The sequence below is a fragment of the Streptomyces sp. 8L genome, from assembly GCF_020176795.1.
GTDB lineage: Bacteria > Actinomycetota > Actinomycetes > Streptomycetales > Streptomycetaceae > Streptomyces.
Genome location: NZ_JAIUKE010000153.1, coordinates 1 through 15,807 on the forward strand (window position 1 = coordinate 1; position 15,807 = coordinate 15,807).

Annotated in this window: 12 protein-coding genes; 8 read left to right on the forward strand and 4 right to left on the reverse strand. The window is 73.5% G+C overall.

The window, feature by feature from the left end:
- Positions 1-219: 219 nt before the first annotated feature.
- Together LCE31_RS14755 and LCE31_RS14760 are read right to left on the reverse strand one after the other, a co-directional pair.
- Positions 220-1,164: an aldo/keto reductase gene (locus tag LCE31_RS14755; protein WP_225014720.1), complete on the reverse strand. Its 945-nt coding sequence runs from the start codon at positions 1,162-1,164 to the stop codon at positions 220-222.
- Positions 1,165-1,442: 278 nt separating this feature from the next.
- Positions 1,443-2,951 carry an arabinofuranosidase catalytic domain-containing protein gene (locus LCE31_RS14760; RefSeq protein ID WP_225014710.1) on the reverse strand — a complete coding sequence of 503 codons (1,509 nt, stop codon included), beginning with the start codon at positions 2,949-2,951 and terminating at the stop codon, positions 1,443-1,445.
- 440 nt (positions 2,952-3,391) lie between these two features.
- Between LCE31_RS14760 and LCE31_RS14765 the strand changes: the two genes are divergently transcribed.
- The 6 genes from LCE31_RS14765 to LCE31_RS14790 all read left to right on the forward strand — a co-directional run bounded on the left by LCE31_RS14765 (position 3,392) and on the right by LCE31_RS14790 (position 10,106).
- On the forward strand, positions 3,392-4,426 hold the full coding sequence (locus LCE31_RS14765) for a formylglycine-generating enzyme family protein (protein ID WP_374118470.1): 1,035 nt from the start codon (positions 3,392-3,394) through the stop codon (positions 4,424-4,426).
- Between the two features lie 271 nt (positions 4,427-4,697).
- Positions 4,698-5,888: an ROK family protein gene (locus LCE31_RS14770; protein WP_225014711.1), complete on the forward strand. Its 1,191-nt coding sequence runs from the start codon at positions 4,698-4,700 to the stop codon at positions 5,886-5,888.
- Between the two features lie 31 nt (positions 5,889-5,919).
- Positions 5,920-6,756 (forward strand): ABC transporter permease, encoded by an 837-nt coding sequence (locus LCE31_RS14775; RefSeq protein ID WP_225014712.1) that lies wholly within the window; start codon positions 5,920-5,922, stop codon positions 6,754-6,756.
- Positions 6,753-7,532, forward strand: coding sequence for an ABC transporter ATP-binding protein (locus LCE31_RS14780; protein ID WP_225014713.1), 780 nt, complete (start codon positions 6,753-6,755; stop codon positions 7,530-7,532). The genes LCE31_RS14775 and LCE31_RS14780 overlap by 4 nt, the downstream gene beginning before the upstream one ends.
- Positions 7,533-7,644: 112 nt before the next feature.
- On the forward strand, positions 7,645-8,643 hold the full coding sequence (locus LCE31_RS14785; protein ID WP_225014714.1) for an aliphatic sulfonate ABC transporter substrate-binding protein: 999 nt from the start codon (positions 7,645-7,647) through the stop codon (positions 8,641-8,643).
- Positions 8,640-10,106, forward strand: coding sequence for a sulfatase-like hydrolase/transferase (locus LCE31_RS14790; RefSeq protein ID WP_225014715.1), 1,467 nt, complete (start codon positions 8,640-8,642; stop codon positions 10,104-10,106). Before LCE31_RS14785 ends, LCE31_RS14790 begins: the two co-directional genes overlap by 4 nt.
- Before the next feature lie 64 nt (positions 10,107-10,170).
- Here the strand turns inward: LCE31_RS14790 and LCE31_RS14795 are convergent, their stop codons facing one another.
- Both LCE31_RS14795 and LCE31_RS14800 read right to left on the reverse strand, forming a co-directional pair.
- Positions 10,171-11,358 (reverse strand): PP2C family protein-serine/threonine phosphatase, encoded by a 1,188-nt coding sequence (locus LCE31_RS14795; RefSeq protein WP_225014716.1) that lies wholly within the window; start codon positions 11,356-11,358, stop codon positions 10,171-10,173.
- 124 nt (positions 11,359-11,482) lie between these two features.
- Positions 11,483-12,769 (reverse strand): MFS transporter, encoded by a 1,287-nt coding sequence (locus tag LCE31_RS14800; protein WP_225014717.1) that lies wholly within the window; start codon positions 12,767-12,769, stop codon positions 11,483-11,485.
- A gap of 137 nt (positions 12,770-12,906) precedes the next feature.
- Between LCE31_RS14800 and LCE31_RS14805 the strand changes: the two genes are divergently transcribed.
- Together LCE31_RS14805 and LCE31_RS14810 are read left to right on the forward strand one after the other, a co-directional pair.
- The gene (locus tag LCE31_RS14805) at positions 12,907-13,878 is read left to right on the forward strand and encodes a LysR family transcriptional regulator (protein ID WP_225014718.1); all 972 of its coding nucleotides are present in this window, start codon (positions 12,907-12,909) and stop codon (positions 13,876-13,878) included.
- Between the two features lie 110 nt (positions 13,879-13,988).
- The gene (locus LCE31_RS14810; protein ID WP_225014719.1) at positions 13,989-15,434 is read left to right on the forward strand and encodes a PucR family transcriptional regulator; all 1,446 of its coding nucleotides are present in this window, start codon (positions 13,989-13,991) and stop codon (positions 15,432-15,434) included.
- The last annotated feature ends 373 nt before the right edge of the window (positions 15,435-15,807 follow it).

Genomic DNA, 15,807 nt, shown 5'->3' on the forward strand with positions numbered 1-15,807 from the left:
GGGGGGTGTTCCCCGTTTTTGGGCCCGCGGGGCCGCCGGCGGGGCCCGCCGGGCGCCCCGGGGGGGGGGCCCGGGGGGGGGGGGGGGCCCCGCCCCCGTATCTGGACCGCCTCGCCTACAACCCGTACCGGCAGCCCTGACGCCTCAGGCACCCCGGTTCCTGGCGCCCCGGCAGCCGGCGCCCCGCCCGCTGGCCCCCCGGCTCCCGCTACCGGGGCCTCAGGCGGAGGCCGTCGTCAGCCGCGCGATGTCCGCGTCCGTCAGCCGCAGGTCCGCCAGGGCGAGGAGGGCGGGGAGCTGTTCGAGCGTGCGCGCGGAGGCGATCGGAGCGGCCACGGTGGGCCGCTGCGCCAGCCAGGCGAGGGCGACGGTCGCGACCTCGGCGTCGTGCTCACCCGCCACGACGTCCAGCGCCGCCAACACCTTCCGGCCCCGCTCGGTCTCCGCGTAGCCGCCCGCCTTCTCGGCGCGCACGCTCTCCACGTTCGTCCCCGGCCGGTACTTGCCGGTCAGGAAGCCGGCGGCGAGGGAGAAGTACGGCAGGGCGCTGAGTCCGTTCGCCGCGGCCAGGTCCTGGAGGGCGCCCTCGTACGTGTCGCGGGAGACCAGGTTGTAGTGCGGCTGGAGCGCGACGTAGCGGGCGAGGCCCTCGCGCTCCGAGAACGCGAGGGAGGCGGCCAGCCGCTCCGGGCTGATGTTGGAGGCGGCGATGTGGCGGACCTTGCCCTCCTTCACCAGCTCGTCGAGCGCCGAGACGATGTCCTCGATCGGGACCGACTCGTCGTCGCGGTGGGTGTAGTAGAGGTCGATGTGGTCGGTGCCGAGCCGGCGCAGCGACTGTTCCGCGGCCCGCTTGATGTTGCCGGGCGCGAGGCCCAGGTAATCGCGGTGGAGGCCGACCTTGGTCGCGACGACCATCTCGTCGCGGTTGCCGCGGGCCGCGAGCCACTGCCCGATCAGGTTCTCGGACCCGTCGCCCTTGCTGCCGTCCGGAAGCCGTCCGTAGGTGTCGGCGGTGTCGAGGAAGTTGCCGCCGCCCGCGCGGTAGGCGTCGAGGATGTCGAAGGTCGCCTTCTCGTCGGCGCTCCAGCTGAAGACGTTGGCGCCCAGGCAGAGCGGGGAAACGGAGAGGTCGGAGCGGCCCAGTGTGCGTCGATCGGTCATGCCTTTGTTCATGTCCCGGTTCACGCCGTTCATGCCGTTCACGCCGTTCAGGCCCTCGTTCACAGCCTCGTGCATGGCCTCGTGCATGCGCTCATGGAACAGCGGCCGGAGGTGGTCCGCACCGCGAAAGGCCGACGGCTCCGGCGTCGGGGGGTGAGCGCCGGAGCCGCCGGGGTCCCCGGGCGGCCGGGGGGGGGGGGCGGGGGGGGGCGGCCCCCCCGGCCGGGCGGGGCGGGGGGGGCACGCGGTGTCAGGTGTCAGATGTCAAGTGCAGGATGTCAGTGCAGGGTGAACTTCTGGGCCGAGGAGCCGTTGCAGTCCCAGATCTGGAGCCGGGTGCCGTTGGCGGTGGCGCCGCTGGGGGAGTCGAGGCAGCGGCCGGACTGGGGGTTGAGGAGGGAGCCGTCCGACTGCTGCACCCACTTCTGGCCGCCGACGCCGTTGCAGTCCCAGAGTTCGACCTGGGTGCCGTTCGCGGTGCCGTTGCCGTTGATGTCGAGGCAGTGGCCGATCGTGCTGAGGGAGCCGTTCGACTGGTGGGTCCAGTACTGGTCCTCTGCGTAGGTCTGGCAGTCCCACAGCTGCACGGCGCTGCCGTCGGTGCCGGTGTCGTCGGCGGCCACGTCCACGCACTTGCCGCCCGGTCCCGTGATGGTGCCCTGCGGTCCGTTCGGCACGTTCGTCTCGCCGGAGTAGCCGGCCGAGACGACGTTGGCCTGTACGGCGTTCTCCGCGGCGTCGGTCGGATACCCGGAGACCATCACACCCTCGAAGAAGGTGCCCATGTTCCAGTTGCTGTTGTCGCCGCCGGTGCCCAGGATGATGCCGCCCTCCTGCTGCATCGGCCGGTAGCCGCCGCGGGTCGGCAGCGCGCCGTTCCACCAGGTCGACAGCCCGCCCGACTGTGAGTTGCCGCCCTTGAGGGCGTACGTGGTCTGCCCGTCGTTCTTCAGGACCGCGGTGACGAAGGGGCTGTTGTTCCCTGCGTTGGCGGTGTTGGACCCGTTGTCGCCCTGGAACATGCCATTTTCCATGTCGGCCTCGACCCAGGGGCCGTTGCCGGTGCACGGCGCGAAGTAGCAGGTGGTGGCGATGGACACGGCGTCCATGTGGCCGTTGCCCGTGTCGGCGGGGGTGCTTTCCGCGTTGCCGTAGTCGAAGCAGCAGGCGGAGCCGACGTGGGTGCCGCTCGCGACCATGTAGGCGCCCTCCGCCTGGCCGTTCACCGCGGTGCCAGAGGCGGCGCCGTGCGAGCGGTAGCCGACGCCGGGTGAGACCCAGACGCCGTAGGCCTTGTGCCCGCCGACGGTGACCGAGAGCTCACTGGCGTCCGCGCCGCGGTCGGCGCCCATCCCGGAGGTGCCCGCGGGGCCGGGGAAGAGGTCGTTGTGGCGCGAGGTCTGGTCGTAGATCTTCGAGATCCGGCAGGTGGTGTCGGCGCAGAAGGTGTCCTGGGCCTGGGCGTTGGCGTAGCCGCCCTGGGAGAGCAGGCCGATGTCGCTGGTCGCGCCGTCGGAGGCGCGGGTGACCTGGTAGAGCGGTCCGTTGTAGGAGGAGAGGAGGGCACGTGTGGTGCTGTGTGCCGCCACGCAGGGCGTGCCCGCCGCGCCGTAGATGTCGCACGGCAGCGAACCCGCGGCCTGTGCGGCGCCCGGCAGGGCGGTCAGGAGCCCGAGGACGAGTCCCGCGGCGGCCAGGGCCGCCAGCAGGACCCGCCGACAGCGGACGAGTGCCGCGACGGCGGCACTTGACCCGGGTCTCGCGGAAGGAGGTCGTGTCTCGCGCATGGTGTGCTCCTGAGGTGGGGGATCAGAGCTCGGACTCAACTACGCGGCGGCCGAAGCGACCGGCACGGAAGCTACGCCCGCTGTTCGGGCGTGTCAACATTTGTTGCTCTTGCGGGTGTTGAAATTACGTATTCTGTTTGGATGTGTTGACTCCCCGCAGGGCGTGGCCGATCTCCGTGCCGTTCTCCCCGGTCCCGACGGGGCTGCTCGCGCGGCCGGCGCGGTGTGCGTGCGGCCGGCCGGCGGTCCGCGGCACGGGCAGTCGGACGGTGGCCGGTACGGGCCCGGCGGGCGGCGTCACACGCGTCGGTCGATCGCGTCGGGCCCGTCCCCTTGCACGCGCTCCGGCCTCCCGCGACATTGGACCGCGTTGCCTTTCGCCCGGGGCCGCGCCCCCGAAAGGGCGGCCCGGCGATCCCGGAGAAGCCTGGAGGAATCGCATGACCGGCACCGACACCGGCCCCGGCCCCGCCTTCGGGTCCTGCTGCGCCCCGTCCCGGGAGGGCGGCGCCCCGCGCGCCGTCCCGCCCGAGCCTGTCCCCGATCCGGCCGGGCCCGCCGGCCCGGCGGGAGAGGGCAGTGTTCCGGCGCCGGCTCCGGTCCCGGCGCCGTCGCCCGTGGCGGACGGCATGGTGCGGCTTCCCGGCGGCTCGTTCCTGATGGGCACCGACGACGCGGAGGGTTTCCCCGAGGACGGTGAGGGCCCGGTGCGGCCCGTGACGCTGCGGCCGTTCCTGCTCGACGCGCACGCCGTGAGCAACGACCGCTTCGCCCGGTTCGTCGAGGCGACCGGCCACGTCACCGAGGCCGAACGCTTCGGCTGGTCCTTCGTGTTCGCGGGCCTGCTGCCCGCCGCGCTGCGCCGTGGCGCGGCCCGGCCCGAGCAGGCGCCCTGGTGGTGCGGTGTGCCCGGCGCCACCTGGCGGGAGCCGCTGGGTCCCGGCAGCACGCTGGACGGGCTCGGGCGCCACCCCGTGGTGCATGTGTCGTGGGCGGACGCCGGCGCGTACTGCCGCTGGGCGGGCGGCCGGCTGCCGACCGAGGCGGAGTGGGAGTACGCGGCGCGCGGCGGCCTCGAACAGCGTCGCTACCCGTGGGGCGACGAGCTGACGCCCGGCGGCGAGCACCGCTGCAACATCTGGCAGGGCCGCTTCCCGACCAAGAACACCGCGGAGGACGGGTACGCGGGCACCGCCCCGGTGGACGCCTTCCCGCCGAACGGGTTCGGGCTCCACAACATGGCGGGGAACGTGTGGGAGTGGTGCGCCGACCGGTGGACCACCGACCACCGCGCCGCGCGGCGCGCCAATCCGACCGGTCCCACCGGCGGTACGAACGCGAACCGTGTGATGCGGGGCGGCTCCTACCTCTGCCACCACTCGTACTGCAACCGGTACCGGGTGGCCGCCCGTACGTTGAACACACCGGACAGCACGACAGGGAACCTCGGCTTCCGTCTCGCCCGCGACGCGTGAACGGCTCCGCGCGACGGTGTCGGTAGCGCCGTAGCGCCCGTAGCCCCGCCCGGCCAACGCCTCGTGGGCCGTGGGCAATTGTGAACGCGTGTGACGGCGACGCGACAGGCGTGCGAAACCTGGGCCGCCGGGCGGCAGTTGCCCCGGCGCCGTCGGTCCGTCGCGACCTGCGGCGATCCCCGGCCGGCACCGGCCGGGGCATGCCCGGGCGTGCCAGAGTAATTATTCCGGGGTCTTGACGTAAAAAAACCGGGGTCCCCATCCTGTCGCCATGCGGCAACACGGCGGCCCCCTGTCGCGGCTACGCAGGGGCCATGAGGAACTGGTGCTCGACCTCCTGCGCAAGCACGGGCGGCTCACCCGGGCCGAACTCGGCGCGTCCAGCGGGCTGTCGCGGACCACGCTGTACGACATCGTCGCGGCGCTCGTCGCGAACGGCGCCGTGGTGGCCTCGGCGCCCGAGGCCGAACCCCGCCGACGCGGCAGGCCGGTGGAGCGGCTCGCCCTCAACCCCCTCTCGGGGCAGGCGATCGGCATCGACTTCGCCCGGCGCGCGGTCCATGTGGCCGCGGTGAACGTCGCGCACGAGGTGGTCGGGACGGCGAGCGAGCCGCACGGCCCCGACCTGGCCTGGACGGAGCGGATCGGCCTTGCCGAGCGGCTGATCGACACCATGGCCGGCGACTCCCTGCGGCTTGAGGCGCTCAGCGCCATCGGCGTCGGGGTCGTCGGCCCGGTGGAGCGGGACCCGGCCGCGGACGACGCGGACCAGCCGGGCGACGTCGTCAGCCCGTTGCTGCGGGAGCGGTTCAAGGTCCCCGTGCTGGTCGACAACAACACCAGGCTCGCCGCGCTGGCGGAATCGACCTGGGGCGCCGCCGCGGGCGGCCAGGACGTCCTGTACCTGCGGCTCTCGCACGGCGTCGGCGGCGGTCTCGTGGTGGGCGGAGCCCTGCACCGCGGCGCGTACGGGCTCTCCGGCGAGTTCGGCCACATCACGGTGGAGCCGGACGGCCGCCCCTGCGTATGCGGCGGCGCGGGCTGCCTGGAGACCGTCGCGTCGGTCGGCGCCGTGCTCGACGCCTACCGGTCGGCGGGCGGCCGGGCCGAGGGCATCGACACCGTCACCGCCGCCGCCCGCGCCGGCGATCCGGGCGCCGTCGCCGTCTTCGAGGCGGTGGGCGGCCACCTGGGCACCGTGCTCGCCGCCGTGTCCAACGCCGTCGGTCCCGGTGTGATCGTCGTGGGCGGCGAACTCGCCGCCGCGGGCGAGGCGTTGATCCGGCCCGTCGAACGGGCCCTGACCGCGCGCCTGATGCCGATCTCCCGGCACCGGGTGGACCTGCGGGCCGCGACGCTCGGCGAGGTGGGGGCCGCGCTCGGCGGAATCGCGCTGGTCCTGCACGAATCACCCCTGCTGTCCCGCTACCCGGGGCGGCCTCGGACCGAAGAGGACGCATGAGACGAGCGAGGCTGCGATGGACGTAGAGGCCATGAGTGAAACCGTGGGGACACCGGGTAAGGCCCCCCTGGGGTCCGGTGGTTCACCCGAACCGGTCGCACCGGGGTCCGCGGGCAGGGGACGGCGGGTGCCCGCGCTCGCGCTGAACGTGATCGCCGTCGCGTGCGGTATCGCCGTGTGGGCGCTGCTCGCCGCGAACGGGGTGGGCGGTCTGCCCGGGCCGCTGGCCGTCGCGCGCCGGGGCGCCGAACTGCTGGGCGACGGCACGCTGGAGGGCGACATGCTCGCCAGCCTGCGCCGCGTGTTCACCGGCTTCGCGCTGGGCACCGTGTCGGCCGTCGTGGTGGGTTTCCTGATGGGCTGGTACCCGGTGGTGCGCGCGCTGTTCGAGCCCTACGTGCAGTTCTTCCGTACGGTGCCGCCCCTGGCACTCATCCCGCTGGCGATCATGCTGATGGGCATCGGGGAGACCCCCAAGATCTTCGTGATCTTCCTGGCCGCGTTCCTGTCCAGCGTCGTCGCGACCCTCCAGGGGGTGGTGGGCGTCGACCGTACGCTCATCGACGCGGCGCGGGTCCTCGGGGCGGGGGACCGGACGATCTTCCTGCGCGTCGTCATCCCGGCCTCGGCGCCGTTCATCCTGGTCGGCATGCGGATCGGGCTCGGCTCCGCGTGGGCGACGCTGGTGGCCGCCGAACTGATCGCCGCGCAGCAGGGCCTCGGCTTCCGGATGCAGCACGCCGAGACGTACTACGACCTCGACACGATCTTCGTGGGACTGATCGCCATCGGTGTGCTCGGCCTGGTCATGGACCGGCTGCTGCTGCTGGCCGAGCGCCGTCTCACCCAATGGCAGGAGCGCCGATGACCGACAAGATCTCCTTCCGGGACGTGGTGAAGACCTACCCCGTGAAGAACGGCACGTTCACCGCGCTCGGCGGCGTGACCCTGGGCATCGGCGAGCGCGAGTTCGTCACCGTCGTCGGGCCGTCCGGCTGCGGCAAGAGCACACTGCTCAACATGGCGGCCGGGCTCGGCGAACCCACCTCGGGCGAGGTGACGGTGGACGGCCGGCCGGTGACGGGCCCAGGCCCGGACCGCGGGGTGATCTTCCAGCAGTACGCGCTCTTCCCCTGGCTCACGGTACGGCGCAACGTCGAGTTCGGGCTGCGGCTGACGGACGCGGACGCCGGGGAGCGCAGGGCGCGCGCCGAACGGGCGATCGAGCTGGTCGGCCTGTCCGACTTCGCCGACGCGCTGCCCAAGACGCTGTCCGGCGGTATGAAGCAGCGCTGCGCCATCGCCCGCGCGTACGCCGTCGACCCCGAAGTCCTCCTGATGGACGAGCCGTTCGGGGCGCTCGACGCGCTGACCCGGGTGCAGTTGCAGGAACAGCTGCTGGACACCTGGAGTCGCCAGACGCGCACCGTCCTGTTCATCACGCACGACGTGGAGGAGGCGGTGTACCTCGCCCGGCGCGTGGTCGTCATGGCCGCGCGGCCCGGCCGCGTCCACGAGGTGATCGACGTGGACCTCCCGTACCCGAGGACGGAGGAGATGCGGCTGTCGCCCGAGTTCGCCGCCCTGCGCAACCGCGTGTGGCACGCCGTCTACCACCAGGGCGCGCCCGCCACCCGCGCCTGAACACCACACCGTGGCGAGCCCGCCCGGCACCAGCCACCCGCGCCTGAACACCACACCGTGGCGAGCCCGCCCGGCACCAGCCACCCCCGGCCCCGTTCGAAAGGAACCTCCCATGTCGTCCGTGTCCCGCCGCGGCTTCCTGTACGGACTCTCCGCGTCCGCGCTCTCCCTCACCCTGGCCGGCTGCTCCTCGTCCAAGGGCTCCGGCTCCGGTTCCGGGGGCACGAAGGTGCGCTTCGGCTACATCGGTGACTTCAACGGCTCCAGCCTGCTGGCGATCGCCGACCACCAGGGGCTGTGGAAGAAGGCCGGACTCAGCCCCGACGTCAGGGTCTTCACCAACGGGCCCATCCAGATCCAGGCGCTCGGCGCGGGCGACCTCGACTTCGGCTACATCGGCCCCGGCGCGATGTGGCTGCCCGCCGAGGGCAAGGCGAAGGTCATCGCCGTCGACACCCTCACCTTCGCCGACCGCGTCGTCGCGCAGCCGGGCATCACCTCGATCGAGGGCCTCAGGGGCAAGAAAGTGGGGGTGCCCGAGGGCACGTCGGGCGAGATGGTCCTCAACCTCGCACTGGAGAAGGCGGGGATGAAGATGTCGGACATCACGAAGGTGCCGATGGACGCCCCGACGATCGTCTCCGCGCTGTCCGCGGGGAAGATCGACGGCGCCGGCTTCTGGTACCCGCTGATCGACACCGTCAAGAAGCGCGTACCGAAGCTGCGGGAGCTGGCGAGCGACCGCGACTTCCCCGACCACGCCTTCCCCACCGCGTTCGTGTCCGGCCCCAGGACCTCCCCCGCGCTCACCGCCAAGGTCCTCGCCGTGCTCCAGCAGGCCAACGACTGGCGCGCGGCCCACAGGACGGAGGCGATCCACCTCGCGGCCGGGCTCCTCCAGGTGAGCGACGCATCGGCGGCGAAGGACGCGGAACAGGTCCAACTCCTCACCACGGCGCAGCTGGTGGCCAAGACGAAGGACGGCACGGTCGACACCTGGCTGAAGGGCCTCACCGACTTCTTCGCCGGCACCGGCCAGTTGAAGAAGTCGCCGGCGCCCTCGGCCTACTACGACGGCGCGCTGTTCACCAAGACGGCGGCGGCGAAGTGAACATCCTCTTCCTCATGACCGACCAGCACCGGGTGGACACCCTGGGCTGTTACGGGAACCCGCACGTCGCGACGCCGAACCTCGACCGGCTGGCGGCGGCCGGCACCCGCTTCGACCGCTTCTACACGCCTACCGCGATCTGCACCCCGGCCCGCGCGAGCCTGCTCACCGGCCAGGCCCCCTTCCGGCACCGGCTGCTCGCCAACCACGAGCGCAACGTGGGCTATCTGGAGGACCTGCGCGACGACGTCTTCACCTTCCCCACCGCGCTGGCCGAACGGGACTACCAGCTGGGGCTGATCGGCAAGTGGCACGGCGGCACGCGCCGCAACGCCGCGTCGTACGGCTTCGAGGGACCCGACCTGCCGGGCTGGCACAACCCGGTCGACCACCCCGACTACCGCGCCCACCTCGCCGGGCAGGGCCTCCCGCCGTACCGGATCTCCGATCCCGTACGCGGCACCACACCCAACGGCAACCCGGGCAACCTGCTCGCCGCGCGCCTGCACCAGCCGGTGGAGGCGACCTTCGAGCACTACCTCGCCACCCGGGCCATCGAGCACCTGGAGCGCTACGCGGACACCGGCCGCCCCTTCTTCCTCGCCACCCACTTCTTCGGCCCGCACCTGCCCTACCTGCTGCCCGACGCGTACTACGACCTCTACGACCCCGGACTCGTCGAACTGCCGCCCTCCATCGCCGAGACCTTCGAGGGCAAGCCGCCCGTGCAGCGCAACTACAGCGCACACTGGACGTTCGACACCATGCCGATCGAGGTGACCCGCAAGCTCATCGCCGTCTACTGGGGCTACGTCACACTGATCGACGAGCAGATCGGCCGCATCCTGAATCGGCTCGACGAACTCGGCCTGACCGAGGGGACATCGGTGTTCTTCACCGCCGACCACGGCGAGTTCACCGGCGCACACCGGCTGCACGACAAGGGCCCCGCGATGTACGAGGACATCTACCGCATCCCCGGCATCATCCGGGTGCCGGGCGCGGCGCCCCAGGTGCGCCACGAGTTCGCCACCCTCACCGACTGCACGGCCACCATCCTCGACCTGGCCGGCTGCGACCCGGCGCCCGCGGTGGACAGCCGCAGCCTCGTCCCGCTCGTCCGCGGCGAACACCCGCACTGGCCGCCGGAGCTGCTGGCCGAGTTCCACGGACACCACTTTCCCTACCCGCAGCGCATGATCCGCGACGAGCGCTACAAGCTCGTGATCAACCCCGAGTCCGTCAACGAGCTCTACGACCTCGAAGCGGACCCCCATGAACTCGCCAACCGCTATCCCCACCCGGAATTCCACACTGTGCGCTCCCGCCTCACGCGGCGGCTCTACGATCTCCTGCGCGACCGCGGCGACAACTTCTTCCACTGGATGACCCCGATGTTCGACATCGGGGCCCTGGACCACGACCCGACCCTCAGCTCCTTCGAACCGGGCGGGGCCGGGTAGCCGGACGGGCCCGCCGCCCGGCCCACCGGAGCGGCAACCCGCCCGGCCGCCCGGGGGCGCCCCGTCACCCGCCCGGTGTCGTGTCCGCCGGGGGAGGCGCGGCCGTACGCAGCGGCCGGGGACGGCCGTCGATGGGGTGGGAGCGACCGCGTTCGATGATCAGCAGCGCGGTGTCGTCGGCCTGCCTGCCGCCGGTATGGGCGAGGAGGTCGTGGTGGACGCGGCGCACCAGGGCGTCCGGGCTGCCCGGCGGGAAGGAGGCGATCCGTTCGGCGAGCGGATAGAAGTCGCCGTCGGGCGAGCGGGCCTCGACGACCCCGTCCGTGTACAGGACGAGCAGGTCGCCGGGTTCGAAGGCGAACGGGTCCGCGCGCGGCGTGGCGGCCGGCAGGTCGCACAGGCCGAGCGGGGGAGAGGCGCTGCGCGGGTACAGGGGGGTGACCTTGCGGCCGCGCACCAGGAGCGGCGGCGGATGGCCGCAGTTGATGATCTCGGCGCCCGTGCCCTCGTCGGGGAGGTCGAGGACGAGCGCGGTGATGAAGTGCTCGCCCGGGTCGTACTCGGTGTCCGCGACCTCTTCCAGATTGCGGCAGATGCTGTCTTCGAGGGTTTCCACGAGGCCGGGCAGGGTGGTCTGCCGGTGGGCGGCCTCCCGGAAGGCGCCGAGCACGACCGACGCCTCCCCGATGGAGGCGAGCCCGCTGCCCCTGACATCACCGATGATCACCCGGGTGGAGGGATGCGCGGCGCGGGCCGTAGCGAACAGGTCGCCGCCGATCCGGCTCTCGTCCTCCGCGGTCAGATACAGCCAGGCCACTCTCAGGGGGCCGATCCGGCGGGGCGGAGGCCGCAGCAGCACCTGTTGCGCTGTCTCGGCCACCGTCCGTGCCCGGCTGAGCTGACGATTGCGCCGCTCCCGCGCGAGACTGACGAGGACCACCAGGGTGGACAGCACGGCCAGCCCGATGATCTGCGACACATGGTTGGCGGTACCCAGCCCGCCGTGGAACACGGCGATGAACACCTGGGCGACCACCGCGACCCCTCCGGCCAGCGCGGTCAGCCAGGGCCCGGCCACGGCGGCGGTCAGCGCCGGGGCGATCACCAGCAGCGGCCCGAGGTGGACGTCGGACGGCGCCTGGACGTCCACGGCTGTGATCGTGGCGATGAGCGCGAAAGGGATCATCACGAGCCGGTTGCGGCCCGAGGGCTGTTCCAGGAGCCGGTCCACCGACACACGCCTGTGTTTCATTCACCTCGGTTACCCGATTTGCACCTAAATGCACTTTTCGCTGAGCCGTATCGACGGCACGGCGTCCGGACTCCGTCTCCGGTCATCCGGGCCGCCTCCGGTCATCGGACGGCGGGCCCACCGGTCACGCACCGAACCCGCCTCCGCCGCCCTCGGCCCCCGCGGGTCGGACGAGGCTCGGAGCCTCTTCCTCCGCGTCCCGGGCCGCGCTCTCGCGGCGCGGGAGCAGCAGCGGGCTGGCGAGGAGCAGCACCCCGGCGGCCGCGATCGCGGTCCTGGGGCTCGTGAGGTCTGCGAGCACACCCCACAGGGCGGTCAGCGCGGCGATCGCGACGCTGCTGCTGACCGACCACGCGGACAGGACGCGGGTGACGCGGTCGGGGGCGGTGTGGTCGAGCCGATAGGTGGCCAGCACCGGGTTGAAGACGCCGATGCAGGTCACGAGACCGAACTGCAGGACGATGATGAGCGCCATCCCGGCGAGCCCCGGCCGTACGAACGCCAGCCCGAGGGGCCAGCACGCGCGCAGCACCCCGGCGGTGCGCATCACCCGGTGGCGGCCGAACCGCGCCACGAGCCGGCTCGCGAGGCGTGAGCCGAGCAGGCCGCCGACGCAGGGGGCCGCGAAGGCGAGACCGTACTGCCACGGCGCGAAGCCGAGCCGGCCGAGCAGGAGTACGGCGAGAAGCGGGTCCGCGGCCATGATCAGGCCGTTGACCAGGAGCACGTTGAAGAACAGCGGGCGCAGTACGGAGTGGCCGAGGATGTGGCGCCACCCTTCGAGCAGATCGCCCGCCCGCGGCCGGGCCGCGCCGGTGCGTACCGGGCGTGGTTCCGTCCCGCCGATGGCGCGGATGCCCAGCGCCGAGAGCAGATAGCTGGCCGCGTCGGCCACCACCGTCGTCACCGGACCGAACACGCCGATCGCGGCCCCGCCGAGCGGCGGCCCCACCACGGTCGTGGTCCAGGTCGTCGACTCCAGGCGTCCGTTCGCGACGAGCAGGTCCCCCGGCGGCACCAGCGCCTTGAGATACGCGCCGCTCGCCGCCTTGAAGGTGATGTCGGCCGCCGCGACGACCACGGAGACGGCCAGGAGCTGGGGGAAGCCGAGCAGGCCGCACGCGAACGCGGCGGGGACGGTCATCAGCGCCGAGAACCGGGTCAGATCCATCGCGACCATCACCGGCCGCTTGCGCCGGAACTCCACCCACGGGCCGAGCGGCACCGCGACCACGGCCCCCACCGCGCGCCCCGCGGCGGCCAGCGCCGCCACCTGCGTCGGCCCCGAGTGCAGCACGAGGACCGCGATCAGCGGGAACGCCCCGAAGCCGAGTCCCGTGCCGTACGAGCTGACCGCGAACGCCGCCCACAGCCACCCGAACCGCCGTCCCAGCGCCCGCCTGCCCGCCATCCCACGCACCCCTCGCCGATCCGGACAGCCGCGCACCGGCCCCGGCCTCCGGCATCAAAGCGAGTCGCGGCCGGGGAGAGCAAACAACCGGCCGGCCGGGACGTACAACCGCTGGTTGTGCCGATACGCTGAGCGGCGTGGACCTCGTCGCCGTGCGCACCTTCGTGGCCGTCGCGGAGGCGGGGCGGTTCCAGGACGCCGCCGCGGAGCTGGCGGTCACCCAGCAGGCCGTCTCCAAGCGGATCGCGGCACTGGAGAAGACCCTCGGAGTACGGCTGTTCACCCGCACCCCGCGAGGGGCGGGGCTCACCGTCGACGGACAGGCGTTCCTGCCGCACGCCCGCGATCTCCTGCGGGCGCGGGAGCGAGCCCTCGCCTCCGTCCGCTCCGGCCGCCGCGTCCTGCGGGTCGACGTGGTCGGCCGGCGCTTCGCCCCGGCCGCCGCGCTCGGCGACTTCCGGCGCGCGCACCCCGAGGTCGAGCTCGATGCCGTGACGCTCCTCGACATCGACGCGGCCGTCGACGCGATCCGGTCCGGCACGGTCGACGCGTCGTTCCGCGCCGTCACCATGCCGGGACGGCCGCTGCCCGACGACATCCGCGCCGCCCGGGCCTTCGACGAACCGGTCCAGCTCCTGACAGGACCGGCCCACGCGTTCGCCGCCGCCCGTACGGTCACCCCCGCCGACCTCGCGGGGCACCGGATCTGGATGCCCGGCCTGGTGCCGGGCACCGAGTCGGCCGCGTACTACGAGGCCCTCGCCTCCGCGTTCGGGCTCACCATCGAGATCACAGGACCCGACTTCGGCACCGAGCCCCTGCTCGACACCATCGCGGGCTCCTCGTCGCTTGCGACCTTCGTCGGCGCGGGCACCCGCCTCGTCTGGCCCGCCGACCAGGGCCTGCGCAGGATCGCCGTACACGGTCCCGCGCCGGTGTACGCGCACTCGCTGGTGTGGCACCGGGACAATCCGCACCCCGCGCTGGCCGCGCTCCGCGACCACCTCGGCTCCGGGCCGTTCGACCACTCGGGCCCCGGGACCTGGACACCGGCCTGGGTGCGCGCACCACGCCCACCGGCTCAGGCCCCGGACGGCGACGGGTACTGACCGGGCGGCAGCGCGGAGCGACGCACGCCCGCGGCGAGGGCACCGGCCGGTTCCGCACGTGCCCGCCACGGCGGTTCAGGCTCGTACGCGATCTGGCTACGGTGTCGCGTATGGGAGACGAGCCGCGGGACCACGACACGGGATCGGAGCCGTTCTCGCGGACCGCGCGGGCCGAGGACGTCCTCGCGCTGATGCGCCTGGCCGGCGGGCCCGGAGCGGTGGGCGCCGTCCTGGAGTGGCTGGCGCGGCGGACCGGCGGGGCGGCGGCGCTCGTGACGGGCGGCGGATCGGTGCTCGCCGCCGCCCCGAGCCGTCCGGGGCGCGACGCCCTGCTCGCCGTGGCGGAGCTGCACCGTCGAGGGACGCCGTCCGGCGTGCGGGGCACGGGCCGCGGGCGGACGGTGCACATCGTCGCCCTGGGAGGCGATCCCTACCTGGTGCTGGAAGGCGGCGCCGACGAGCGGTACGGGGCCCTGCTCACCGACACCGCGCGCCTGCTGGAGCTGTCGCTGCGCGCCGAGGAGCACAGGCGGGCCGCGTACCGGATGGAGAAGGCACGGGCGCGCGGCCGGGAGGCGGTACTGCACCTGCTGGTCGGCGGCAGTGTGGCCCTGGCCCACCGGGTCGCGGGGGCGATGGGCGACCGGCTGCCCGGCAACCTGCGCGTCTGCGTGGTCGAATCGCCCGCCCGGGAGCGGGTCGCCGCCGCGGCGCGGCTGGAGCGTGCCGCACCGGGCACGGCGTGGATCGTGCCGTGCCCGGTGCGCTCCCGGCACCTCATCGCCCTGATACCGGCCGAGGACCGCCGGTGGGAGCAGGAGGCCCTGGACGAGATGCCCGAGTGCCGCATCGGGGCGAGCGGCGAAGTGCCCCTGCGGGACACGGCACTCGCCTACGAACAGGCCTTCCACGCGCTGTCCGTCGCCCGCGGCGCCCCGGCCCGCTGGTCGCGGTTCAGCGGGCACGGCGACCTCGCGCCGCTGCTCGGGTCCGAAGGGGCGCGCTGGGCAACGCGGTTGCTCCGTCCCTGCCTGGCGTACGAACCGGCCAGGCGGTCCGATCCCGGCGCGGAGGAGCTGGTGGACACCCTCGCGTCCTGGCTGACCTTCAAAAGCGGCGCCGGCCGGCATCTGAAGATCCACCGCAACACGCTGACGGCCCGGCTGCGGGTCGTCGAAGCGCTCCTCGGGCTGGATCTCCTGACCGGGGTGGCCCAGCAGTCCGCGGTGTGGCTGGCCCTGCGGCTGCGCACCGCGCACACGCCGCCGACGCCCGGATGCCCCACCGACCTGCCCACGCTGCTCGCCACCCCCGCGGCACAGACCTGGGCGCGCACCCTCATCGGGCCGCTCGGCCCGTCCGGCGTCGACACGGTGTGCGCCTGGCTGCGCGCCGACACCCGGCTCTCCGAGGCGGCCGCCGCGCTCGGCATCTCGCCTCCCGGCCTGCGCAAACGCCTCGTACGCGCCGAGGAGGCACTCGGCCGGTCACTGCTGCACGCGCCGAGCTGCACGTACGAGCTGTGGCTCGCGCTGAAGGCCCTTGACCGGATCTGAGCCGGTCCGGGGGAGCAGAGGTGAACGGCCCCGGCCGTCCGCGAACCGGCCCGGGGCCGGGACCTGAACCGGCCGAGGGGGACACGGGTGAACGAGCCCGGGCCGCCCGTGAACCGGTCCAGGACCGGACCTGAACCGGCCCCGGGACGCGGGCCGCTGTGCGGGGCGAAACCGGCGGGCCCCTCCGCTGTGCGAGCCTGACCTCGCCGGGGCCCCGCAGGCTCCTCTACCGTCCTGATGCGACCGCGGACTGACCGGCCGGGTCGCGGGGGGGGGGGGGGGGGGGGGGGGGGGGGGGGGGGGGGGGGGGGGGGGGGGGGGGGGGGGGCGGCGGGGCGCCCCCCCCCCCGCCCCCCGCGGCGGCGGCGCCGCG

Bases quoted from the DNA above. Each gene is read 5' to 3' on its own strand.
- LCE31_RS14765 (WP_374118470.1), top strand. From the start codon at position 3,392: ATGACCGGCACCGACACCGGCCCCGGCCCCGCCTTCGGGTCCTGCTGC.
- LCE31_RS14755 (WP_225014720.1), bottom strand. From the start codon at position 1,164: ATGACCGATCGACGCACACTGGGCCGCTCCGACCTCTCCGTTTCCCCG.
- LCE31_RS14810 (WP_225014719.1), top strand. From the start codon at position 13,989: ATGGGAGACGAGCCGCGGGACCACGACACGGGATCGGAGCCGTTCTCG.
- LCE31_RS14780 (WP_225014713.1), top strand. From the start codon at position 6,753: ATGACCGACAAGATCTCCTTCCGGGACGTGGTGAAGACCTACCCCGTG.
- LCE31_RS14800 (WP_225014717.1), bottom strand. From the start codon at position 12,769: ATGGCGGGCAGGCGGGCGCTGGGACGGCGGTTCGGGTGGCTGTGGGCG.
- LCE31_RS14760 (WP_225014710.1), bottom strand. From the start codon at position 2,951: ATGCGCGAGACACGACCTCCTTCCGCGAGACCCGGGTCAAGTGCCGCC.
- LCE31_RS14770 (WP_225014711.1), top strand. From the start codon at position 4,698: ATGCGGCAACACGGCGGCCCCCTGTCGCGGCTACGCAGGGGCCATGAG.
- LCE31_RS14775 (WP_225014712.1), top strand. From the start codon at position 5,920: ATGAGTGAAACCGTGGGGACACCGGGTAAGGCCCCCCTGGGGTCCGGT.
- LCE31_RS14785 (WP_225014714.1), top strand. From the start codon at position 7,645: ATGTCGTCCGTGTCCCGCCGCGGCTTCCTGTACGGACTCTCCGCGTCC.
- LCE31_RS14795 (WP_225014716.1), bottom strand. From the start codon at position 11,358: ATGAAACACAGGCGTGTGTCGGTGGACCGGCTCCTGGAACAGCCCTCG.